Genomic DNA, 22,351 nt, shown 5'->3' on the forward strand with positions numbered 1-22,351 from the left:
AAAATGGGTCGAACGGAATAAAACACCCGGCGCATTCAGTGTAATTATTATTTGTATATACCTCCGTATGAAAAAAATATTCTTTCTATTATTATCTACTTGCATGGTAATCACTTCATGCAAATATTCTAAAAGTGATGTAATTGTTTACAGTGCTCCTGAAGGGGAGGCGTTAAACGAAAAATTCACTGTCTCTGTAAATGGTATTAATGTGCCTGTTTATAATGCCAGAGTATGTACCGAAGACATACAGGGACGTCATGAAGCGGGAATTATTTCTCTGGCAGATTCGGCTTACGATATTGCCGGTTTTGCCTCCTTTGATTTAAAAAAAGGGGCGGCAAGAGTTAGTATATCTGTAAGTGATTTGATTACAACAGCCCGGATACTTCCCACCTCTTTTGGTATAATTCCGACTATAAAAGGTAAAACGATCACTTTTGAAGTTGACACACCCCAACATGTTACAGTAGAGATCAATGGCGACCATATACGTTCGTTACACCTCTTTGTGAATCCGGAAGAAACAGACATTCCCGATCCAAACGATCCGAATGTGATTTATTTTGGTCCGGGTATTCATGAAATCACTTCAGTTCCTGTTGGCGACAATCAGACCGTTTATATTGCCGGAGGAGCCGTTGTGAGAGGTATATTGCCTGAAGATGGAAAGGATAGGGTAGAGCCCTCTTTTGTGTTGAGAGGTAAAAACATTACTTTCCGGGGCAGGGGGATATTTGATCAGGGGCAGATACCGCGCGTAAAGGGTCGCCAAACGATGAACGTTACTGTAGATGGATTTAAACTGGAAGGAGTCATATTATGCAATTCAAGTATATGGACAGTTGCTTTACGCGATTGTAATGATGTACATATAGACAATGTGAAAATATTTGGCCATCGCGCCAATTCCGACGGTATAGACATCACTGCCTGCATTGATGTATTGGTGGAAAATTCTTTTCTACGCACATGGGACGATCTTATTGTGGTTAAAACCTTGCGGGGTGTCACCCAGGAGGCTCGTCGTATCCATGTGCGGAAATGCGTACTTTATAACGAAATTGCCCATGCATTGAGTATTGGAGCAGAACTGACCCGGAATGTGGAAGATGTTTTATTTGAGGACTGCGATATAATTGGTGATCACGGACGTGAGTGGACACTACGTATTTACCACACTGATGCGGCAACGGTAAAAAATGTTCGCTTCGAAAATATCCGTATAGAGGAATCCGTTCAATTTGCTTCGTTATGGATAAATTCGGCAGTGTGGACCACAGACACTGAGCGCGGTCATATAGAAGATGTAGTATTCAGGAATATTACCGTCAACAATTCAGGTTATCAACTCCATAAGGATTTTGAGTTTTTGGGTTATGATGCTGATCATGCAATCAAAAACGTGTTAATTGAGAATGTATCGATCAATGGAAGAAAAATCACACAGGAGGATGTGAAGATCAATCCACCCATAGGTAGCAGAGAATCCAAAGAGGGTATCGTTATGAATGAATTTGTTCACAACGTAACCGTCATATCGGAATAAAACCGGTAATACCGGAAAACAAAAGCGCCATGCGGAATAAACCGCATGGCGCTTTTACTATACTACTGTTAACTATGCCTTATTTCAGTTCCTTGATACGGATATTCCTGAACTGCACTTTGGAACCATGCCCCAGAAAACCGATATGACCGGTTTTGTTGAGTAATCCGGGGTGTTCTTTTTTGTCTATCGTACCGTTTTTGGAGGCTTCACGGATATTGCCATCAAGGATAGTCGTTCCGTTAAGAATCACCTTGATATGATCACCGTTGGCAACCACTTCCTGGTAGTTCCATTCTCCGGTCGGCTTGAGAAACCCTCTCTTTGCAGGGATCACGCCATAGACTGACCCGTGATACTGGTATTTTTCCAACTTCTTGTAAATAGGTGCTTCGTTATCGAGTATCTGCAGTTCCATACCCCCATAAGCGGCATCTCCTTCTGTGGGAGTTCGGATACCTAATCCGTTATTGGCACCGGGTGTGAGCATGAATTCGAAGCGGAAAACAAAGTTGTCGAATTCGTCGGCGGTGTAGAGGTTACCTCCTGATCCCTGGCTGGGGTGTAGTACGATATTACCGCCTTCTACCACATAATCCTTTTTATTTCCTGTCCATTGGTCGAGGTTTGTCCCGTCGAAGAGGATCCGGAATCCTTCCTTCTCTTCTTCAGCCGATAACTTGAAGGGATCGGGGGCAGGAATCTCCCTGATGAAGATATCACGATAGGCTACCTCGCTACCATGAGCCTGTAATTCAATTTGTTCTACCGGGAAGATCGGCTGGTTCCTGTCCCAGAAGTTCTCCAATACCACTTCATCGGTTACAAGTTCGCCATTGAGCCAGACCGATACACGTTCACCTACCATCCGGATAAAGAAAGTGTTCCATTCACCCACCTTCTGGTCTGCCACCTTGAGTGGTTTGCTCGGGTTTTTCTGGTTGTTGTAGAGGCCTCCTGATCCCACTTCCGCACCTACATTCGTACGGGCGGTATCCCATATCTGTACTTGTGGCGTTCCACGCAAGTAGATACCTGCATCAGGTTCGGGACCCGGATAGAGTTTCCAGTCGATCATCATTTCAAAATCACCATACAGTTTTTCAGTACAGAGGTTATTGTATCCTTTCCCGTCGAAGAAGATAGTACCATCCACTACTTTCCAGTCATTTACCGCTTCCTTGTCTGCTTTGACCTGTGCAGCGGCCAGTTCCTTCTTACTCATTTTAGCCCGGGCAATAGGATTTTCCACCAATCCTTTCCATCCATCCAGGTTCTTACCATTGAATATGGAAATAAATCCTCCTTCGTTCGGATTCTCAGCCAGGAATTTGTTGATGGATTGTCGTTGGTAATCCGCATCGGGGTTAGAAAGCGTCTTGCTTACTTTATTCAGGATTTTGGTGGTTTCACTACCGGCGAATGAAGGATTATTGAGAGCAATATTCATTGCGGCCAATGCAGCCGATTCTTTCACCGCCGGTTCATCCATATAAGGCGCAACGAGAAGTAATGCCTGGTATTGCCCCGTATTGCCGATCATCCGAAGAATATCGTTTTTCTGTTTGTCGTTTTGGGCGAATTGCATCGCTTCACGGAGGTAGAGATACTGGATCGCTCCGGTCTGTCCGGATTTGCGGATAACAGAAATCAATGCGTCAGTCACCTTTTGCAATTCACCTTTGTCTTTACTGTTACGTGCAATATCGAGCATCGGGTAGATCACGTGGAACGATTTCCAATGGGTGAGTGCGTCAAAAGCAGCATCTTTTTCAGCCCCTCTGGCAGAAGCGTAGGCTTTGGTAATGAGCTCCATGGCTCCTTGCGAGCCGCTGTTTGCCAATGCAGTGTAATAAAGATGTTTCTTGGTAGAACTTTTCATCTTTTCCGTTACCAGAGGAAGTTGTTGTTCTGCCGGTAAATAGTTTAATGCTGCGTTAATGGCCTGTTGAATGGCAGGTGTTTGTGCCGCATCCGACCTTTCGAGCAAAGTAAACAGGTCGGCCAGATTCTTGTCAGTCACCACATCCTTTAGGGTATTGGCAGCAGCCGACTTCACTGTTTCATTGTCAATGAACATCTGGTTATATACCAGGTTATACTGGCTTTCCATCTTACGGTTGGAGATGAGTTCCAGGACAGCTTTTTTACCTGCATCGCCGATCTTGTCAAACGCGGAAGCGAGAGTATAGGAGATATCTCCATTAAAAGTGGAGAGCGCTTCTTTTCCCAGTGCTACAGTCTCTTCGTTATCGCTTTTCAGCAGAGAAGCCAATGCGATGAGTGACTCATCCCCACCGAACTTGGCCAACGAGAGTGCCCCCGCTTTTTGTGCCATTTTATCGGATGAATTGATCAGTTTCGCAATCTGCGGTATAGATGCGTTTTTATTATGATTGGCCGACCAGTAAGAGAGTGCTGTTTGTACTTGTGGCGACTTCGATGAAACAAGCTCTTTTTGTATCAGTTCTGCTGATTTTTTGTCATTTTCGAACGGATAGAGATTGAGCAGGCCGGAGAGGTAGGTGAGATCTCCATCCTTGATAGCACTTTTCAGTATATCCTCTTTTTTGACCGAAGGTTGGGCCAGTAAAAGTTTTGCGGCGGCAATCTTAATATCTTGTTTATTCTGTTTCCCCGCTGTAGCGAGCAGCTTCTCCGCCTCTTTCTTCACCGATTTGGGTGCAGTATTGTTCAATTTACCCAGTAGAGCGATGTATGAAGCGGTGGCATTATCTTTCTGATAAGCATAACCTGTTTTTTCTGCTGCGCTGCTTAATGCTTTGAGTGACTCTTGGGTGCCTATGTTTCCCAGAGTATTCAGCAATACTTTCTGTATCGCTTCCGATGGGTTGCCGTTCAGTAGACCAAGCAGCGTGGGTTCTGCTTGTGTAAGACCGGTTTGTCCGATGGCATTGATCAGATTCAACCGGATGCCGTCACTATTTGTCTCTTTGAGTGCAGCCAATAAGGCATTACCTGCTTTTTCGGTTCCGATAGAAGCCAGTGCCTGTGCGGCAGGAGCGGAGAGATAGTCATCTGTGAGAAAAGCCGACAAGCCATCCACATTGTCATCTGTTCCGATGGTACGAAGCTGACGTATCACGAATGCTTTCACATCTTTATCCAAGGGCTTGCCAAGCGCTTTCTGGAAAGCGCCGGCAGCAACCTTGCGTGCCGCATTGTCCTTGGCTGCGAAATGAGTCCATCCGCTGATAGCGAAATCCAGTGTCTCGTTGCTCTGTTTCCCCGGAGGATTCATCCTCCCGATCAGATCGAGTAAGCCAGCTTCTCCGGTGGAAACCAGATCGGCGATTGTCTGGTTATATTTCTGGGGGGTATCCGCCGGCAGTTGGGCCAGCGCATCGGCAATAATGGTGGAGGTTGTTCTCCCCGCTGGTAGTTGTGCCTGTATACCACTTGCAATAAGCAAGCTAAGGCAAAGTATAATTAATTTTATATGTTTCATTTTTTGAATTGGAAGTTTGAGATTGGAACTTGGAACTTGGAAATAGGAAGTTAAGAAGTTAAGAATTTTTGATTCCTGGTTCTTGTATTTACCTTCCCACTTTTTCACTATTTCACCTTTCCACTTTAAATAGTCCACGGAGCACGGACAGGTTGATTGATCAGGCGGTTAGCCTCTTCATCGTTCACAAAGAGTTCGTTTACAGGATCGTATTCGAGCGTTCTGTTCAGTTGAAGGGCGGCAATACCCATATTGACAATTGTACAGGAACGGTGTCCGTTGATCTCGTTCAGTGCGAATTTCTGTCTGTTACGAACACTTTCGATATAATTTGTATTTTGAATCTGAGGTTCGGGGAAATCAGCCAGTTTCTTTTGCCAATTGGGGATATCACATACGAAGTTCTGGTAAACATTTCCATTCGGTCCGGATATGTAGGGAGTTCCCGGTTTTCCGTAATCACCGCCCCAAAGAATAATCTGACAACCATCTTCATAGGTATAAGTGATACTCCTCCAGGTACCCACTGCATCGGGATGCTGTTGGGGCGCATCTACTTCCACTTTGACAGGACTGGTATCATCTTTTCCCAGCATATATTGTACGGGATCGATATAGTGTTGTCCCATGTCTCCAAGGCCTCCGCCGTCATAGTCCCAATATCCGCGGAAAGTACCGTGCACGCGATGTGCATTATAAGGTTTATAGGGAGCTGGGCCGAGCCACATATCATAATCGAGTTCCTGAGGAATTTGTTGTGGTTCCAGATGCTCTTTTCCAACCCAGAAGAATTTCCAGTCGAAACCGGTATGTTTGCTGATTGTCACCTTCAATGGCCATCCCAGTAAGCCGCTATCGACCAGTTTTTTGAGAGGTTTCATGGGTGTTCCCAATCCGTAGAATTGATCATGGAATCGGAACCATGTGTTGAGACGAAAAATGTTTCCGTGTTGGGCTATCGCTTCCCTTACCCGTTTTCCTTCACCTATAGTGCGGGTCATCGGTTTTTCACAGAAAATGTCTTTTCCTGCTTTTGCTGCTTCCACCGACATAATACCGTGCCAGTGGGGTGGGGTGGCGATATGTACAATATCCACGTCTTTGTCGAGGATCAGATCCCGAAAATCGTGATAGAGGTTGATCTTTTCTTTTACCATCGCGGCTGCCTGTGCAAGATGTGTTTTATCCACATCACACATGGCAACCACACGTGTCTTGTCATAGGGAATATGGCCACGGCCCATTCCCCCCACGCCGATGATACCTTTGGTCAGTTCGTCACTTGGTGCGATCAAACCTTTTCCTAGTACATTTCGAGGTACAATGGTGAGTAATGTAACTCCTCCCATTGTTTTTAAAAATTGTCTTCTGGAGGTCATTGTAATAAGATTTTTAGAATCAAGACTGTTAGATTTCAAGCCTTTTTCTTTATCAATAATTTTATATGAATAATTTTTTTTGGATTTTTTTATTCTTTATTCGGAACGCCGGCCAAAGGAATAGTTTCAGGAATACCTTCCACTTTCCCCATCACATAAGTCTTCGGTCCCAGATAGAGGTCGGAATTCATAATTTCTTCCCTGGAGACATCCTTCCCGGTATAGGCTGCTATTCTACCCATGATAGCCACCAGCGTGGAATTGGCCTGGTCTTCCCCATCATTGATCGTGTTGCCGCTCCTTATAGCAGTAACTAAATTGATGTGTTCCTGTACGAACGGGTTGGTTACATGCCATTCCGATTGAGGATCGTTCCCTTCAGGGTGGGGATATTGCCAGATCAGGTTACCTTTCAGGTCATATAATTTTCCTTCGGCATTGGCGTAACCCTGTGTACAGTTGATCTGTTCCACTTTCCCATTGGAACAACCGTCGATTTGTCTGGCAGCACAGTGGGTTCTCATTCCGCTTTCATAGAGATATTCGATGCTGAAGAAGTCGTATTGATCACCGGTAACCCGTCTCTGACGTCCGCCCCATCCTGTAGCTAATGTTGGATATTCGCCGAGATACCAGTTCATTACATCTATCTCGTGGATGAATTGTTCCGCAATGTGATCACCGGACAACCAGCAGAAGTTCACCCAATTCCTTAGCATATATTCCATGTCGGTCCACTCCGGTCTTCTACTGCGAAACCATAGTGCACCACCGTTCCGGATAATGTTGGCACCGGTAATTTCTCCGATTTCGCCATTCAATACCCTGCGCCGTGTTTCCATATAATCTTTCTGGGAACGACGGATCGTTCCGCTTATAACATTCAGTTTCATGGATTCCGCTCTTTTCATCGAAGCCATTACTTTGCGTACACCTGCCGGATCTACTGCGATCGGTTTTTCCATAAAGATATGCTTCTTTGCGTTTACTGCGGCCTCTACATGTGCCGGTCTGAAGTGTGGCGGGGTACACAGCAATACGACATCGATTCCCGCATCAATCACTTTTTCATAGCTATCGAACCCTATAAAACATTTTTCATCGGGTATTTCCACATTTTTCTCTTTTTTCAGAAGGTCCCTGCATGCATCCATCTTGTCCTGAAAAACATCACCCAGAGCCACTATCTGCAAATTGGGGCCGGCATTCAAAAAATCGATTGCAGCTCCCGTCCCACGTCCTCCACATCCGATCAACCCTGCCTTGAGTACTGGTCCGTCAGGTGCCTGGTCAAGTAACTTGGGTAGTCGTAATTCTTCTTTTTTCCCTTTTTGCTGGGATGAACAGGAACTTAAAAGGGGGATACCTCCCATCATACCTACAGTGCCTATCGTGGCCGAACTTTTCAGGAAGTTCCTTCTTGATAATAATGGATCGTTTGATTGCATTGAATTATATTTTTTAGTAAAAGGATATGATTTCATCCATTTGCATGGATATCTTCTTTAAATGATCTCTGTTTCCGCCCGGGACCTCTGCGGTAAGCCACCCGCCTGTATGGCCGACTTCACGTACAGCTTTCATAACTACTGGCCAGTTATTGTCGCCCTTTAGCAGTTCAACATTAAACCCTTCCCATAGTCCCTTAGAATTCATCAGTTCACGGCTGAACTCCTTGATATGGAGTTTCATGATTCTCCTGTTCAATGTTTTGATCCAGTGTTCAGGCCAACCGTAACGCAACACGTTACCGATATCGAAATACCATCCTACCAATGGATGATTGATTTCGTCAACAAACCTTTTGGCTTCCATGGGGCTGATCAGGAAATTATTCCATACATTTTCAAGAGCGATCTGCATTCCGGTTTCCTCAGCGTAGGGTATCAGTTCCCGTATGGAATTCTGGGAATTGATATATGCCTGCTCATAAGAAACCTTTTCATTGACAACACCCGGAACTACCAGTACGGTATCACCTCCCAGTTCTTTCACCTCCCGGAGCGATGTAGCTACCGATTGAATACATTTTTTCCTTACTTGTGGATCCGGATCGGACAGAGGTGATCCCCAATGATCTTTATTCACAACTGAGGGAAGTTCAATTCCGGATTTCTCCTTTGCTTTAAGGATCTCCGCCAACGGATAATCTGCCGGAGTGTTGAGTTCCACACCGTGATACCCCAGATCTTTTACAAGTTTAAATTTATCGGTTAGCGATAACTCTTCATTGATCATTCCTAACCCTAAACTCTTCTTTAAAGGTGCACTCCTTACATCCTGCTGTTTGGATTTCTCGTGTGACGGAGACTCCGAAGCAGAACGGATAACAGCCGAGGATAAGGGTGTGACCCCTGTTGCACCTGCAATAATGGCCGCTGATTTAATAAATTCCCGTTTGTTCATATCGGATAAAAGATAATAATATCGCGTAAAGATATTAAAATATTTAATAAAGGACTCTTTAACTTCGTAAAAAAGGTTTGCGAGCAGCTATTTAGACGGTTGGGTAAAGTCTGTCGGATAGGTGACTTTATCGCGGATCCTGCCATCCAACTGGTGCATCCATGTGTCGAATTCCCTCTTTCCTTCTTTGAGTACCACTATGCGGGCACCGTTGATTTCAAAAGTATAGGTGGTTTTCCAACCGCTGAAATGACCGTAAGCCAAGGCAATACCATAATAATCCACTATATAATCGTTCACATGGTCATGTCCGACGAATGTACCCATGACATCTCCCATTTCTCGCATCGAAAAGAACATACCTGTATTAAGGTCGGGAGGACATTCGTTTTCCCTTCTTTCTCCATAGCGCACATTTTTTTCATCGTTAAAAGCCAATCGGTATTCAGGTAATGGAATATGAAAATAGGCCAAAGCGGGTAATGGCTGGAATTTATTCCTGATGGTATAATGGAGGCTTTGTTCTCTATACCATTCTATCTGGCTGGTTGTTATCCAGCCGTAAGTTCCCACGTTGTCCATGCTTGGATAGGACCCGGAGTCAAAACAATATATAAGGGCCGCTTCCTTTAATGGTTTTTGGTTGCTATATACTGGAATTACATTATCCATCACTCTACCTTGGCTTACCTCCGACAACCTGTTCATGTTGAAAGGGTAGTTAGTGACAATATCTGCGATCTCTTCTCTGGTCACTCCTTGTTCGTGATCATGATTACCCAAGGTTACGGCGAAAGGTATTCTCCGTTCGATCACAGGGGCTGTAATTTTATCCCATCCTTCCCGTACAGGTCCGGTGACGATATCTCCTGTAAATACAACCAAATCCGGTTTTTCTGCATCCAATATTCTGGGAATAAGCAGTAGGGTGGTGTCTGCCTTCGGGTCCCCGTGCACATAATGCATGTCGGTAAATTGTACGATCTTAAATGTACCCTCTTTCTTAAAAGAAAGTTTTTGGGCATGCAACGTAATTGTAATTAGGCTGAACAGCAAAAAAAATATCCATTTTTTGTTCATGAGATTAAAATTTTTTTGATTCCAATAAAAGATATTATTCGTATTCACCAATCCGTCTTAACTTTGCTAGAAAGGATATCTGACTTCTACTTCAAATACATTAGGATTGGAGGCAAAGTTAAGACTTTCTTTAAATAAAACGATTAGTTGTTAAAGATTTTGAGTGATTTTTTTAAGGTAATATGTATTGAGACGAAAGTAGTGCTCCCTGTTTTGCCATCTCTGATTATTTATTTACTTTTGTTTTATATGATTTATTCTTTGTCAATATGTTCATAGCAATTGGTTTTATGGTGCTTGGAGGAGTTTTCGGATTTCTATTGCGAAAAAAGGAAATCCGAAATATTTCGAAAATTATTACATTGTTGATTTGGATCCTGTTATTTATACTTGGATTGGAGGTCGGTAGTAATTCCCAAATAATATCGAGCCTGGCCAATATAGGAATTGAAGCTTTAGTTATTACCCTGGCCGCAGTATTGGGAAGTGCTATAGCTGCATTATTGCTATGGAAGCATATTGGTAATAAGAAAAAGAATCTTCATGAGGAATAGTATTATTATTGTCTCTTTTTTTGTCTTGGGAGTATTGTTTGGTTACTTCAAGATTATTCCGTCTTCAGCTATCGAGAGCGATATAAGTTTTTATGTGTTATGTTGCTTGATGTTTTGTGTTGGGGTGGGATTGGGTAACGATTCCAGTATGCTGAAGCGTTTTAGGCGAATAAATCCGAGGTTTTACTTGCTACCGGTGGCAACGATTGTCGGTACTCTATCGGGGTGTGCGATAATCAGTCTTTTCCTTCCCGGTCGGTCGATTATTGACTCCATGGCTGTGGGTAGTGGTTTCGGATATTATTCGTTGTCATCAATTTTTATAACCGAATATAAAGGTGCGGAATTGGGAACTATTGCATTGGTTTCAAATATAACCCGTGAAATAATGACCTTGCTGTTGGCTCCTCTTTTTGTGAAATATTTCGGTAAACTGGCCCCGATTTCTGTGGGAGGTGCAACGACAATGGATACTACTTTACCGGTCATATTGAAATTTTCGGGGAAAGAATTTGCTGTTATCTCTGTTTTTCACGGATTTGTGCTTGACCTTAGTGTCCCTATTTTGGTTACATTATTTTGTTGGTGAATAAAATAGCTTATATAATATCATTATCATATTTTTTAAATTTAAAAGAATTGTCATGAGATATCAAATGATTAAAATGTTTATAACCACGGTGGTTGTCTCTCTTTCTATTTCCTGTGGCAACACGGAAAAGAATTATGTTCCTTCATTTCCCTTGGGGGAATTTAGTCGTCCAGCCTCTGTGAATCCTGTCATTTCACCCGATTCTAATTCCGTTTTTTATTGTCCCATGAATAAAGGTGACGTTCGCTGGGAAGAGAGTGATGCTTTTAATCCGGCAGCGGTTGTCAAAGATGGTAAAATATGTGTCTTATATCGTGCGGAAGACAATTCTGCTACGGGTATAGGTAAACGTGTATCAAGGATCGCCCTGGCGGAATCGACCGACGGATTTTCGATGAAAAGAAGATCAGAGCCGGTTCTTTTTCCTGATAACGACAATAATGCACAGTATGAGTGGCCTGGAGGATGTGAGGATCCTCGTGTTGCTGTTACCGAAGATGGGCTGTACACTATTTTCTACACCTCGTGGGATAGGAAAGTTGCGCGGTTATGCGTGGCCACATCCAGGGATCTGATTCATTGGGAAAAGCATGGACCTATTTTTGCAAAAGCATATGAAGGCCGGTTTCTCAATATCTGGTCGAAGGCCTCCAGTATCGTGACTACACTCAAAGATAACCGGTTGGTGATTAAAAAAATAAATGGTGAATACTTCATGTATTGGGGAGAACACGCAATCTATGGAGCCACATCCGATGATCTGGTAAACTGGACTCCTCTGTTGGATGAGAATAATGAACTGAAGAAATTGATGACGCCCAGAAAAGGGTATTTCGATAGTGATCTGACCGAATGTGGTCCTCCCGCAATCTGGACTGAAAATGGGATTATTTTGTTGTATAACGGGAAAAACAATGCTACAGCGGGTGATCCCAATTATGCATCCAATGCCTATTGCGCAGGTCAGGTACTGTTTGATAGTAATGATCCTACGAAGTTGATCAAACGATTGGATAAACCATTCCTGTTCCCGGAAGAGGATTTTGAAAAAAGTGGCCAGTACCCAGCGGGAACTGTTTTCATTGAAGGATTGGTCTATTTCCAAAAAAAATGGTTTCTATATTATGGGAGTGCCGACTCTCGTGTTTCTGTTGTGGTGTACAATCCATCGGGAACCGTGTGATTATTGCTTCGCTATCTCTTTAATTTTAGTATATTTTCTTAGTTGGGATTCATTTAACCTTTTATTTACCATGTCGTTGGTTATTTTTATATGCCAATTGCGCAACAGTTTTTCAATACCTCTGCTATTATCGGAGGGTATTCTTTTATGATTGGCTACAAAATTGATAAGGGAGTTATATTTATTGTTCCATTCGTAGTCATCTCTTTCTGTATCAATACCCTTGTATTGATTTCTTATCTCTTCTATCTCTTCTTTTTGCTTTTCTGTCAGTTGATCAAGATTTAGATTCTGTGTTCTCCACCATGTATATAATGAGATCTCATCAGGATTGGTTGAGTCAGGGAACGGAAAGTGCCAATTCTTCCATATGAATTTTTCCAAATTAGCAAGTGTTTGTTTAAATTCGTTGTTAGAAATATTTTTTGTTACAGTTTCGATCGTTCCATCATTATAGGTTTTATTGTACAAACTGAAATAACCTCCTTTACTCCTTATAAAACGCTTTTTATGATCACTGTATAATGTTGTGCGGATACTTTTCATATTTGTTTCCGGAAAGAATTGTAAAACGTAATTCGAAATTGCTTCGATCCTCTGTGGATTTTCCTGTTTATCCAAAAACTCTATGATCGTATCCCTGATCGTTCCTGATTTGATGTGTTCCCATTCTTTCAACATGTAGGTACTTTTCCTTCCTCTGTGGGTTATCAGATCGTGCTGATACAAAAGAGGGCGAAGTTGGGCAGGATTGTTATATTTATGTTTTGGAAATTTTTTCTTGAATTCTATAAATATATTATCGATATGCATCGGTTCACCGTTTTGTTTCAATATTCCATATAATACATCTGAAGGAGGAAGCATGGAAAATGTAGGAGTTGAAATTGTAATTTTCCCTGAAACTATTGACAGTCCAAACTCGTGTTTCAGAATATCTCTTGTAATCCTCATTACCTCTTCCATAATTTCGGACTTGTATTTTTTCCAGGCAGGAGAGCGCAATATGTAGGATTCGATGTCGGATAGAATTTCTGTTTGGCGGATGGATATTATATACTCAATATCGGTGACGAATTTATTGAAATTGAAAGCAAGTGCCACTTCTCCTGGTATCAATATCTTGTTTTTCCATATTGTGTTTTTCTCTTCCGATTCAAAATCTCCCAGTAATGTATGTGTATTCTCGCTGACTATTGCTAGTATCTGTAGGATAAATTCCCGGTTAAAATGAATATTCTCTTGTTCTATAATTCTACTGATCCGATCATCATCTTGCCATAAGATATCTTTATCATTAATCAGTTTCATATAAAAAAACCAATTCTCTTTCATCTCTTTAATAAGGGGATTACTCGTCGAAAAGAAATCTTTAAAGATCTTATTTTTGATTTGAATGATTCTGCTGCTTGATATTTTGTACTTTACTCCTAACACTGTACTTGATAGTGGTGTATCATTCTCGAATATAGGATAAGATTGAAAGAAAATATCCATGTCTCTACTGGGGTTTGATTTGAGTTCCCGTTCAAATATATAAAACATGGGCATATGACCGTATTGTGTATAATAATGGTATACAAAATCGTCTTCTATCCATTTTCCCTTTTCTAATATTAACTTTTCTCTGGAAAAAATTTCCTCCGTTAAATGCATCGTGTTGAAAATTTCTTTCTCCAGTCTCTTTTTCAATTCGACTAACTCCGGAAATGATTTATTACCTAGATTTCTGATATTCCTCAGGCGATTATCATGTTCCAATAAATAGTTATGCACAAAATAATCAAAATCAACAACCCTTAACCACTTTGCTGTACGATTGGAACAGGATGAAATGAGTTCATCATATTTTTTCACCAGTATATTTTTTTGTACCGGCGATAAGAAGTTTAACAATTCGGTCGATGAAATGAGTTTTTTGCTGATCAAACGGTGAAAATCATCCTCGGTCAACTCTTTTTGTTCTATTTTATCGTTAATCTCCACAATCTTTTCATTTGAATCTTTTAGCCGGGAAAGAGTTTTCAGGCATAATTTCTCTAGTTCATTCGCTGTTACACGACCTGCATGTGTCAATTTCAGGAAAGAACCTCCCGTTTCAAAATAGGTAACAACATCGTAAAGAGTGGGTAAATCTTCCATTAAGCAACAATTGATTGCACGGGTAGATAGTTCTCCACTATAATACATATCCTTAATTGATATGTTCTTCAATGATTTTTTTAACATAGCTCTTTTATTAAAATGTATCTCTGGTTATACAAAATATGTTGATCATCAGTAAATTATGGCTTCTTTGAGTCTTTGGCTAATTTACATGGGACCAATCGTATAAATAAATTATAATGCGCATTTCTGCTTTATAAAGATCGTCAGTAATAGATCAGTCATCAAAGATATATAAATAAAGCTATAAATAAAAAAATATCTGATAAGAAAATTCTTTGTATTCTCTTTTAAATTACTATTTTTGTGTGAATGGATTGGAGTCTTAAAGGAAGTTATATGAAATATAAAAGTTGTAACTAAGCAGATCTTAAAGGAGTGAGAACAAATATAAGAATAAATATATTGACGGTCTTTTTCTTCGTTCTCTCAGTTATTTTGGCAATCTTGTTAATGGCAGGTAACAAAAGAGCTGAGGCGTTGAAAGGATACGACAGTTCATCGGTGATGAATCGAATTTCGTATATGCAGGAACTGGCTCTGGTAAGGTATAACTATACCGGGGTGATCAGTTACAAGGACTACCGAAAGTTTCTCAATATCAATGTGCCGTTGACAGATAAATATTTTCTACTGAAATATAGCGGCTATATCAAGGCGGGAGTGGATTTCGACCAGATAAAGGTGACAGTGGACAACGATACTACCGTGCATATTTCGATTCCCAAACCCAGAATACTGGATACGGTGATCGATGAAAAAACGATACAAGTGTATAATGAAAGTGAGAATGCATTCAATCCCATTAAGATATCAGATTACAACGAAGCACTTACACGGGAGAAGAATGTGATGATCCGTGATGCCGTTGACCAGGGGATCTACAAACAGGCTACAGACGAGGCGAAGATAGCTATCAGGTCCCTTCTGAAAGAGATGGGGTTTAAGGAGATCCATATTACAGAAGAACTGATATTCCCTGGGCTGCATTGAACTAATTTGCTAATGTGCCAATCCCGATAAATCGAGATAACTTGTCTCGAATTTTAGGAAGCAGTATCAATATAACAAAGAATAAATAAGTAAATCTACAAACCGATGAATCAGTATATCAACGAATGATTCTTGTGTCTTGATTCTTGGTTCTTGTACCTAATTTTTTTAAGTATATGAAATTCACAATTAGATTGTATCTCTATTGGGTCTCTATTTTCCTGACATTCTTTGTCGGTGTTATTTTCGTAGTATATTTGCTATGGGATTTTCGACCGGTTTTCTGGCAGGTGGGATTGGTGTTTTTTATCGTAGGGATGATTCCTCCGGGAGTCATTACTCTTTTCTTTGCGAAGAGACTCGATTATATGGAGTCGGTTAATCCGGATCCGCCCTCTTTTTCCGGTCAAAGTGAAGCCCGATTCTATTTTAAGGGGCGTACAAATCATCCATTCGATGAGGTGTTACAGCGGATCGACCGGCAATGGATAATTTCTTATTCAGATAGAAAAGAAGGAGTTCTCAAATTCAGGACTGATGCGAGAATGATCTCATGGGGATTGGGAGGATACCTGAAGATGGAGGACAAGGAGAATATCCAGGTAATTATTTATCCCATTCATCCCCGATCCAAAAGAGAGAAACTGATGGTGGATCAATTGCTTCTCCTTATGGAGACGGTACTTAATCCTTGTAAGTAGGGATTCACTTTGATATTTTCTAATTTACAGAGGACTCCCTTCTATTTATAACCCGATAATTATTCTGGAACAACTGGATGGTTCCCTCCCTGTTCACAATACCGGATCACTTCCTCATTCACAAACTGGACAAAGTCGTTGTGCTGCTCTTTTGTGATCATATTGGGATAGCTTAATATAAGCAACTCTTGCGATTTCGCTTCAAGGCGGTAGGGTAGATGCATAAACCGGTAGGGAGTAAGGGTATAGCCCGCCCGTTCATAGAATTGTAGCCGCCGTACTGATAACTCGTTAATAAGAGGATCTATTTCAAGGATAATGGTATGTGCTGAATCACGCAGATGCCGGAGCATCTGTGAACCGAAATTTTTACCTCTAAGTTCCGGGCTTACCGCCAGATATTCCAGATAGCGATAGGAATCCCATTCCCAAAAGAACATTAGTCCGATTAACTCCGTTCCATCCCAAACAGACAAAGGAAAGAACCGCTCATCCTGACAAGCACGCAGATGATCTTCTTTTTTTCTTCTTTCCGCTAATGGAAAGCTTTCTTCATATAATTTCCAAACATTATCCCAACGTTGAGTATCGTCGGGTGCGATTCGCAAATATTCCATTGATAGCCTCTTTAAAAAAACTGGAAAGTAAACTGTTGTACTTATTATGCACGATGAAACAAAGATAACATAATCCTTTCAAGGATAAAAAATTTAAATCTCACATATTCCATCCGCATTACATGATTTTCCTTTGGTCACTTCCGGCCCTGAAAATGTCATATTATCTGTCCGGGTCTTCCAGTCATTATATGCTTTATTGAGCACTTTGAGAAACAGATCAACCGGTTCGGAGCCTATAATCGCCTGACGTCTATCTATCAGGAAAGTAGGTACAGTATCGAATCCCAGATTGGCTGCTTCCTGCATATCTTGTTTTATCTCGTATTGATAGTCATCACTCTCGAGCATATGTTGTATTTCCTCTTCGTCGAGACCACACTCAACCCCGATATTCATGAGCAGTTTCCAATCGCTGTAATCTTTGCCTTCTTCGAAATAAGCTTTTGACAGTTTACTGAGGACAAGTGAGTCCAGATTTTTTTTTGCCGCCAGTTTAATCAATCGGTGCGCATCTCGTGTATTAGCGGCAATTGCATCATTCAGTGCGAACGGAATACCGGCATCGTCAGCCAATCGTTTTATCCCTTCAAACATACGGTTCATATTCTCTTCCGGAAAACCGGCTATTTCCGTTAAATATTGTCTGACGGGGATACCACGACCTTGGTCGGGGAGATCAGCATTCAGCTGATATGCCTTCCATTCGAGTTGCACCTCATCGGCATGATTGAACTGTCGGAGCGCTTTCTCATAATGTGTCTTACCTATATGACAATAGGGACACATGATATCAGTCCATACTTCTATCTTCATACGATTATTTTCTTTTTATTAAAGTGTATAGAACTTGCAATAATCATGTAGTTGTGTTATAATGATTATCCTGCTCGTTTCCTATTTCCTGATGCTCCAGTTCAATCATATATTTTAGATAGACTACTTCACGTTGGTTGGCTGTCAGTTCGTTGAGGAGTGGAAGTGTCCTTTTTTTTGTAAGATCTCAGCTTTCTCACTATCTATTATATTGTCCGGTACTGTATAACCTGTACCGTGAAAAATTCGGCAACAGATTCGAGGGTCTCCTCCCGTATATTTTTTCTGGACAAATCTATAAGACGATGTTTAAATGATTTGAAAATATATGCTGTAATATTCTTTATGTGATTCAAATTGTCTCTACGTACAGTTTGTGGAATGTATCCTACACATTTCCTTCTGAAACCCAAACTCCACATGGCTTTATAGATTATGGAAAAAGAGGATTCATCCCCTTTTTCCATAAAGTTTTTCCAACTTAAATCGATACATGCCATGTGTTATAAGTCACGATCATTTATTATTTGATTACTTCTGATTTGTAGATTCTTTTTCTTTCTCCTCTACCTTCATGATCACTTTCTGGTTTTCACTGTCGAAATCTACCAGCACGGTATCACCTTCTTTCATCCCGGTACGGATGATCAACTCTGCCATTTCGTCTTCGATATATTTTTGGATGGCCCGTTTGAGCGGACGTGCGCCGAATTGTACATCGTATCCTTTGTTGGCAATGAATTCCTTGGCCGGTTCGGTCAAGGTGACATTGAAGCCCAGGTCCCCGATACGTTTGTAGAGACCTTTCAACTCGAGATCGATGATCTTGTAGATCGACTCTTTACTCAACTGGTCGAACATCACGATATCGTCCACCCTGTTCAGAAATTCGGGTGCGAATGCTTTGTTCAGCGCTTTTTGGATAATATTACGTGAATATTCGGCATCAGTTATATTCTGATTGACATTGAATCCTATACCACGTCCGAAGTCCTTCAACTGTCGTGTACCGATGTTAGAAGTCATGATCAGGATCGTGTTCTTGAAATCGATCCTCCGCCCGAGGCTGTCGGTCACATGTCCCTCATCCAGTATCTGCAGCAGTATATTGAATACGTCAGGATGGGCCTTTTCGATTTCGTCAAGCAGTACTACAGAGTAGGGTCTACGGCGTACTTTCTCCGTAAGCTGTCCACCTTCTTCATATCCGACATATCCCGGAGGTGCTCCCACCAGACGCGATACGTTGAATTTCTCCATGTATTCGCTCATATCGATACGGATCAGATTTTCGGAAGAATCGAACAAGAACTCAGCCAATTTCTTGGCAAGATGGGTTTTTCCCACACCTGTAGGTCCCAAAAACATAAATGTCCCGATGGGTTTATTGGGATCTTTCAATCCCACCCGATTCCGCTGGATGGCTTTGACGATCTTGTCTACCGCTTCATCCTGACCGATTACTTTGCCTTTCAGTTCATCGCGCATTTCCAACAGTCGCTGCCCTTCGGCCTGTGCAATCCGTTGTACCGGAACACCCGAGATCATGGCTACCACTTCGGCTATCTTTTCCTCATTTACGATCTCCGGCTTTTCCTTAATCTCTTTCTGCCAACGTTCTTCCTCTGCTTCGAGCATCAATAGTAACTGACGCTGTTTGTCGCGGTAACTGGCCGCCAGTTCATACTTCTGTGCTTTTACCGCATCGGTCTTCTGCTGTTCCACCTCTTTCAACTCATCTTCGAGTTGTTCGATGGTCTTTGGAATCACTATATTGGAGATATGTACCCTTGCTCCGGCTTCATCGAGCGCATCGATTGCCTTGTCGGGGAAAGTGCGATCGGAGACATACCGGTCTGTCAGTTTCACACACGCTTGTAGCGCTTCATCGGTATACCGTACATTGTGATGCTCCTCATACCGCTCCTTGATATTACGCAGTATCTGCAGTGTCTCTTCGGGAGTGGTGGGATCCACGATTACTTTCTGGAAACGGCGTTCCAATGCACCGTCTTTCTCGATGTTCTTTCTGTATTCATCCAGCGTGGTGGCTCCGATACATTGTATCTCTCCTCTTGCCAGAGCCGGTTTCAGCATATTGGCAGCATCTAGTGATCCTGCAGCACCACCGGCCCCTACGATAGTATGAATCTCATCTATAAAGAGAATGATATTTGGGTTTTTCGACAATTCATTCAGTATCGCCTTAATACGTTCTTCGAACTGGCCACGGTATTTTGTCCCAGCCACAATCGATGCCATATCGAGGGCAATTACCCGCTTGTCGAATAGAGCACGGGATACTTTCTTCTGAGTGATACGCAAGGCAAGACCATCCACAATGGCTGATTTACCCACACCGGGATCACCAATGAGAACCGGGTTGTTTTTCTTACGACGACTGAGTATCTGCGCAATACGCTCGATCTCTTTTTCACGACCTACGACCGGATCGAGACGGTTCTCCAATGCTGCACGGGTGATATCTGTTCCAAAATTATCCAGTACAGGTGTATCAGATCCGCTGCTCTTTGCCTGTTGTGAGGAAGAACTTTGGCTTCCTCCCTGATTGAACGGGTATTTTTCGTTCGCGTCATCATCATCGTCATCGGTGAAGTTGGCGCCTGCAGAGGGTAATTCTCTTTCCCCATCTTCAGCCCGGTTATCAAGAATACTCTTTATATAAAGGAGTGTACTTGAATAGTCGAGTTGAAACTGTGTGAGGATATCATTGATCAATGTATTTTTTTCTTTCAGCAGCGCTAACAGAATATGCTCGGAATCGGTCTCCCTGCTTTTGGTAAGACGTGCTTCCAGAATACTCATCTTTAATGCTTTTTCAGTATTCTTATTGATAACGAGTTCATTGGTTCCTTCATAGGGTTCCTGAGTGGTTCGCACATGTGAATCGATATAATCTTTCAGCACGTGCAGGTCGATATCGAAATCCTGGAGTACCTGAATAGCTAAGCCGTCGCCATCACGAAGGATGCCGAGCATAAGATGTTCAGGCCCTATATAGTTGTTCTGGAGCCTTCCAGCTTCTTCACGGCTATATGCCATGATGTCCCTGACCCGTTGAGAAAAGTTGCTATCCATATATTTTTATTCCCTTCTTTTGCTGTGTATCGACTACAAATATAATTTATTATTTCTAATCGAATAAAATTTTTTGACGGTCATCTAAAAAAATGATCGCTCATTTATAAGACCTTTGGATGGATAAGTACAAAAACAATGCCAAAAAAAGTGGAAAAGTGGGAAAGTGGGACGGTTGATTCGATGATCAACCGATTGTCGATTATATTATCGAATCAGTAAATCATCCCATCAATCAGTGTCCGGTTCGTTTTTCTTTTTTCTTTTTTGGTTTGACCGAATCAACCATCGGAATTTTCATCTTTCTCGATTTGATACGCGTAGTAACACGTGGTTCGGCTTTTGATCCGGGTACATATTCGTGACGGAACATGTTGAAGAAGAGGATGAACAGGGAGAGGATCAGGGGGCCGAAGATAACACCCCAGAATCCGAACATGGGAATCCCGATAAGTACTCCAAAGACGGTGATCAACGGATGGATATCGGCCAGTTTTTTTTGCAGCAGGAAACGGGCTACATTATCCACACCTCCAATAATAAACATACCATAGACCAGTAATGCGGCACCGTTCACGTAATCACCTCCCAGCAGCAGGGTGATACCTAACGGAACCCAGACGATCATGGTGCCTACAATGGGGAGAATAGTGGCAAAAGCGGTAAGAATGGCATACAAAATCGCGTTATCCACACCGAAATAGAGGTATCCCAGATAAGCAAAAAAGCCCTGAAGAATTGCCAGAAGCGGGATTCCTACGGCGTTTGCCTGAATAATCATACGGGTTTCCTCCGCCAAAATCTGCTTATTTTCTTCCTTGAACGGGAGGACTTCCCGGATGGCTGTTTCAAACGTATCATTGTTGAAAAGCATGTAATACAATACGAAGAGGATCACAATGACATTGATCACAAACGAATAGACACTGTTCCCAAGTAACTGCAGGATATTGGAGCCTACTCTCGGTAGAGCGGCCAGATTTTCAGGAGTGAATATATTGAATCCCAGTCTTTCTTCTAATGTGTCGACAAATTCGTTGATCTGTAGTAGAATCGCTTCCGGATTGATCGAAATCCCTGAAACGGTATCGATTACCAGGAAAGTGAGTCCGGTGAGGGGGAGAAGGATGAAGAAAAGTACTTCCAGCACGATGAGTAGTGCACTAAGGGATTTTTTGAAATTGAGTTTTTGCGTGAGAAATTTCTGTTGCCCGTTCACAAGTACATATAAGGTGGCCGCACCCAGGAAACCACTCATATAGGGACGGGTGTGTCTGAAAATGATCAATCCCAACAGGATGAGAAACCCGATCAGGATATATTTATGCCGTATTTCTTTTTTCTCTTGTTCTTTCTCTGTTAACATAGGAGATGATGTAAAATAAATACTATTGAATCGTTATCGTATTGTGTATCCAATCAATCCGAACAATCTCATTAACGGGTCCGATCTTCCAGACACCGAACCGTGGAAGTGAGAATAGAAGGGAATTACAGGAAATCTTCCGGTTTTGAAAATCCTCCCTCTATCAGCGCTTTTTTAGCGATTTCATAGTCGGAACTTCTCACCTGCATCTCAATATCCAAAAAAGGAAAAGTCAATCTGTTAAGTGTGAGATTTTTCATATAGGTATCAATTCCCTTCATCTCCATAAATGATTGAACGATGGGTACATCTGCGGGGAATGCAAATGTTTTCACTGTAATAAAATGTTCTTCCATAGATGATGCTTTTGTGATATGAACT

At 41.9% G+C, this 22,351-nt stretch carries 17 protein-coding genes; 6 read left to right on the forward strand and 11 right to left on the reverse strand.

Going from position 1 to position 22,351, the window contains the following annotated elements; translation table 11 throughout:
- The first annotated feature begins 67 nt into the window (after positions 1–67).
- The gene (locus VB073_RS10815) at positions 68–1,549 is read left to right on the forward strand and encodes a glycosyl hydrolase family 28 protein (RefSeq protein ID WP_323404183.1); all 1,482 of its coding nucleotides are present in this window, start codon (positions 68–70) and stop codon (positions 1,547–1,549) included.
- A gap of 79 nt (positions 1,550–1,628) precedes the next feature.
- On the opposite strand, the gene VB073_RS10820 is transcribed toward VB073_RS10815, so the two are convergent.
- The 5 genes from VB073_RS10820 to VB073_RS10840 all read right to left on the reverse strand — a co-directional run bounded on the left by VB073_RS10820 (position 1,629) and on the right by VB073_RS10840 (position 9,883).
- A complete protein-coding gene (locus VB073_RS10820; protein ID WP_323404184.1) occupies positions 1,629–5,018 on the reverse strand; it encodes a family 16 glycoside hydrolase in 3,390 nt (1,129 codons plus the stop codon).
- A 125-nt stretch (positions 5,019–5,143) separates the two neighbouring features.
- Positions 5,144–6,397 (reverse strand): Gfo/Idh/MocA family oxidoreductase, encoded by a 1,254-nt coding sequence (locus VB073_RS10825; RefSeq protein ID WP_323404185.1) that lies wholly within the window; start codon positions 6,395–6,397, stop codon positions 5,144–5,146.
- Between the two features lie 89 nt (positions 6,398–6,486).
- The gene (locus tag VB073_RS10830; RefSeq protein ID WP_323404186.1) at positions 6,487–7,845 is read right to left on the reverse strand and encodes a Gfo/Idh/MocA family oxidoreductase; all 1,359 of its coding nucleotides are present in this window, start codon (positions 7,843–7,845) and stop codon (positions 6,487–6,489) included.
- A gap of 13 nt (positions 7,846–7,858) precedes the next feature.
- On the reverse strand, positions 7,859–8,803 hold the full coding sequence (locus tag VB073_RS10835; protein ID WP_323404187.1) for a sugar phosphate isomerase/epimerase family protein: 945 nt from the start codon (positions 8,801–8,803) through the stop codon (positions 7,859–7,861).
- Between the two features lie 87 nt (positions 8,804–8,890).
- Entirely contained in the window at positions 8,891–9,883 is a 993-nt protein-coding gene (locus VB073_RS10840; RefSeq protein WP_323404188.1) for a metallophosphoesterase family protein, read from the reverse strand.
- Positions 9,884–10,152: 269 nt separating this feature from the next.
- On the opposite strand from VB073_RS10840, the gene VB073_RS10845 reads away from it, so the two are divergent.
- From VB073_RS10845 to VB073_RS10855, 3 genes are read left to right on the forward strand one after another with little or no spacing between them, the layout of a single operon-like run.
- Complete coding sequence (locus VB073_RS10845; protein WP_323404189.1) at positions 10,153–10,437, forward strand: LysO family transporter; 285 nt, start codon at positions 10,153–10,155, stop codon at positions 10,435–10,437.
- The gene (locus tag VB073_RS10850; protein ID WP_323404190.1) at positions 10,427–11,026 is read left to right on the forward strand and encodes a lysine exporter LysO family protein; all 600 of its coding nucleotides are present in this window, start codon (positions 10,427–10,429) and stop codon (positions 11,024–11,026) included. The genes VB073_RS10845 and VB073_RS10850 overlap by 11 nt, the downstream gene beginning before the upstream one ends.
- Positions 11,027–11,081: 55 nt before the next feature.
- On the forward strand, positions 11,082–12,212 hold the full coding sequence (locus tag VB073_RS10855; protein ID WP_416349527.1) for a glycoside hydrolase family 130 protein: 1,131 nt from the start codon (positions 11,082–11,084) through the stop codon (positions 12,210–12,212).
- Here the strand turns inward: VB073_RS10855 and VB073_RS10860 are convergent, their stop codons facing one another.
- A complete protein-coding gene (locus VB073_RS10860; protein ID WP_323404191.1) occupies positions 12,213–14,354 on the reverse strand; it encodes a hypothetical protein in 2,142 nt (713 codons plus the stop codon). It abuts the gene before it with no gap.
- 477 nt (positions 14,355–14,831) lie between these two features.
- Between VB073_RS10860 and VB073_RS10865 the strand changes: the two genes are divergently transcribed.
- Together VB073_RS10865 and VB073_RS10870 are read left to right on the forward strand one after the other, a co-directional pair.
- Positions 14,832–15,371, forward strand: a complete 540-nt coding sequence (locus VB073_RS10865) for a DUF4230 domain-containing protein (RefSeq protein ID WP_323404192.1) — start codon at positions 14,832–14,834, stop codon at positions 15,369–15,371.
- A 176-nt stretch (positions 15,372–15,547) separates the two neighbouring features.
- A complete protein-coding gene (locus VB073_RS10870; RefSeq protein WP_323404193.1) occupies positions 15,548–16,072 on the forward strand; it encodes a hypothetical protein in 525 nt (174 codons plus the stop codon).
- Between the two features lie 59 nt (positions 16,073–16,131).
- Here the strand turns inward: VB073_RS10870 and VB073_RS10875 are convergent, their stop codons facing one another.
- The 5 genes from VB073_RS10875 to VB073_RS10895 form a co-directional block, all read right to left on the reverse strand.
- Positions 16,132–16,689, reverse strand: a complete 558-nt coding sequence (locus VB073_RS10875) for a GNAT family N-acetyltransferase (protein WP_323404194.1) — start codon at positions 16,687–16,689, stop codon at positions 16,132–16,134.
- A 93-nt stretch (positions 16,690–16,782) separates the two neighbouring features.
- The gene (locus VB073_RS10880) at positions 16,783–17,505 is read right to left on the reverse strand and encodes a DsbA family oxidoreductase (protein ID WP_323404195.1); all 723 of its coding nucleotides are present in this window, start codon (positions 17,503–17,505) and stop codon (positions 16,783–16,785) included.
- 531 nt (positions 17,506–18,036) lie between these two features.
- Positions 18,037–20,604 carry an ATP-dependent Clp protease ATP-binding subunit gene (locus VB073_RS10885; RefSeq protein WP_323404196.1) on the reverse strand — a complete coding sequence of 856 codons (2,568 nt, stop codon included), beginning with the start codon at positions 20,602–20,604 and terminating at the stop codon, positions 18,037–18,039.
- 235 nt (positions 20,605–20,839) lie between these two features.
- Entirely contained in the window at positions 20,840–21,970 is a 1,131-nt protein-coding gene (locus VB073_RS10890; RefSeq protein WP_323404197.1) for an AI-2E family transporter, read from the reverse strand.
- Between the two features lie 125 nt (positions 21,971–22,095).
- Positions 22,096–22,326, reverse strand: coding sequence for a hypothetical protein (locus tag VB073_RS10895; protein ID WP_323404198.1), 231 nt, complete (start codon positions 22,324–22,326; stop codon positions 22,096–22,098).
- Positions 22,327–22,351 lie beyond the last annotated feature (25 nt).

It is taken from the genome of Proteiniphilum sp., assembly GCF_034927365.1.
In the GTDB taxonomy this organism is placed as follows: Bacteria; Bacteroidota; Bacteroidia; order Bacteroidales; family Dysgonomonadaceae; genus Proteiniphilum.

What these genes read in the sequence shown, in the direction of transcription:
- VB073_RS10815 (WP_323404183.1), top strand. Translation starts at nt 68, where the DNA reads ATGAAAAAAATATTCTTTCTATTATTATCTACTTGCATGGTAATCACT.
- VB073_RS10820 (WP_323404184.1), bottom strand. Translation starts at nt 5,018, where the DNA reads ATGAAACATATAAAATTAATTATACTTTGCCTTAGCTTGCTTATTGCA.
- VB073_RS10825 (WP_323404185.1), bottom strand. Translation starts at nt 6,397, where the DNA reads ATGACCTCCAGAAGACAATTTTTAAAAACAATGGGAGGAGTTACATTA.
- VB073_RS10830 (WP_323404186.1), bottom strand. Translation starts at nt 7,845, where the DNA reads ATGCAATCAAACGATCCATTATTATCAAGAAGGAACTTCCTGAAAAGT.
- VB073_RS10835 (WP_323404187.1), bottom strand. Translation starts at nt 8,803, where the DNA reads ATGAACAAACGGGAATTTATTAAATCAGCGGCCATTATTGCAGGTGCA.
- VB073_RS10840 (WP_323404188.1), bottom strand. Translation starts at nt 9,883, where the DNA reads ATGAACAAAAAATGGATATTTTTTTTGCTGTTCAGCCTAATTACAATT.
- VB073_RS10845 (WP_323404189.1), top strand. Translation starts at nt 10,153, where the DNA reads ATGTTCATAGCAATTGGTTTTATGGTGCTTGGAGGAGTTTTCGGATTT.
- VB073_RS10850 (WP_323404190.1), top strand. Translation starts at nt 10,427, where the DNA reads ATGAGGAATAGTATTATTATTGTCTCTTTTTTTGTCTTGGGAGTATTG.
- VB073_RS10855 (WP_416349527.1), top strand. Translation starts at nt 11,082, where the DNA reads ATGAGATATCAAATGATTAAAATGTTTATAACCACGGTGGTTGTCTCT.
- VB073_RS10860 (WP_323404191.1), bottom strand. Translation starts at nt 14,354, where the DNA reads ATGGAAGATTTACCCACTCTTTACGATGTTGTTACCTATTTTGAAACG.
- VB073_RS10865 (WP_323404192.1), top strand. Translation starts at nt 14,832, where the DNA reads ATGGCAGGTAACAAAAGAGCTGAGGCGTTGAAAGGATACGACAGTTCA.
- VB073_RS10870 (WP_323404193.1), top strand. Translation starts at nt 15,548, where the DNA reads ATGAAATTCACAATTAGATTGTATCTCTATTGGGTCTCTATTTTCCTG.
- VB073_RS10875 (WP_323404194.1), bottom strand. Translation starts at nt 16,689, where the DNA reads ATGGAATATTTGCGAATCGCACCCGACGATACTCAACGTTGGGATAAT.
- VB073_RS10880 (WP_323404195.1), bottom strand. Translation starts at nt 17,505, where the DNA reads ATGAAGATAGAAGTATGGACTGATATCATGTGTCCCTATTGTCATATA.
- VB073_RS10885 (WP_323404196.1), bottom strand. Translation starts at nt 20,604, where the DNA reads ATGGATAGCAACTTTTCTCAACGGGTCAGGGACATCATGGCATATAGC.
- VB073_RS10890 (WP_323404197.1), bottom strand. Translation starts at nt 21,970, where the DNA reads ATGTTAACAGAGAAAGAACAAGAGAAAAAAGAAATACGGCATAAATAT.
- VB073_RS10895 (WP_323404198.1), bottom strand. Translation starts at nt 22,326, where the DNA reads ATGGAAGAACATTTTATTACAGTGAAAACATTTGCATTCCCCGCAGAT.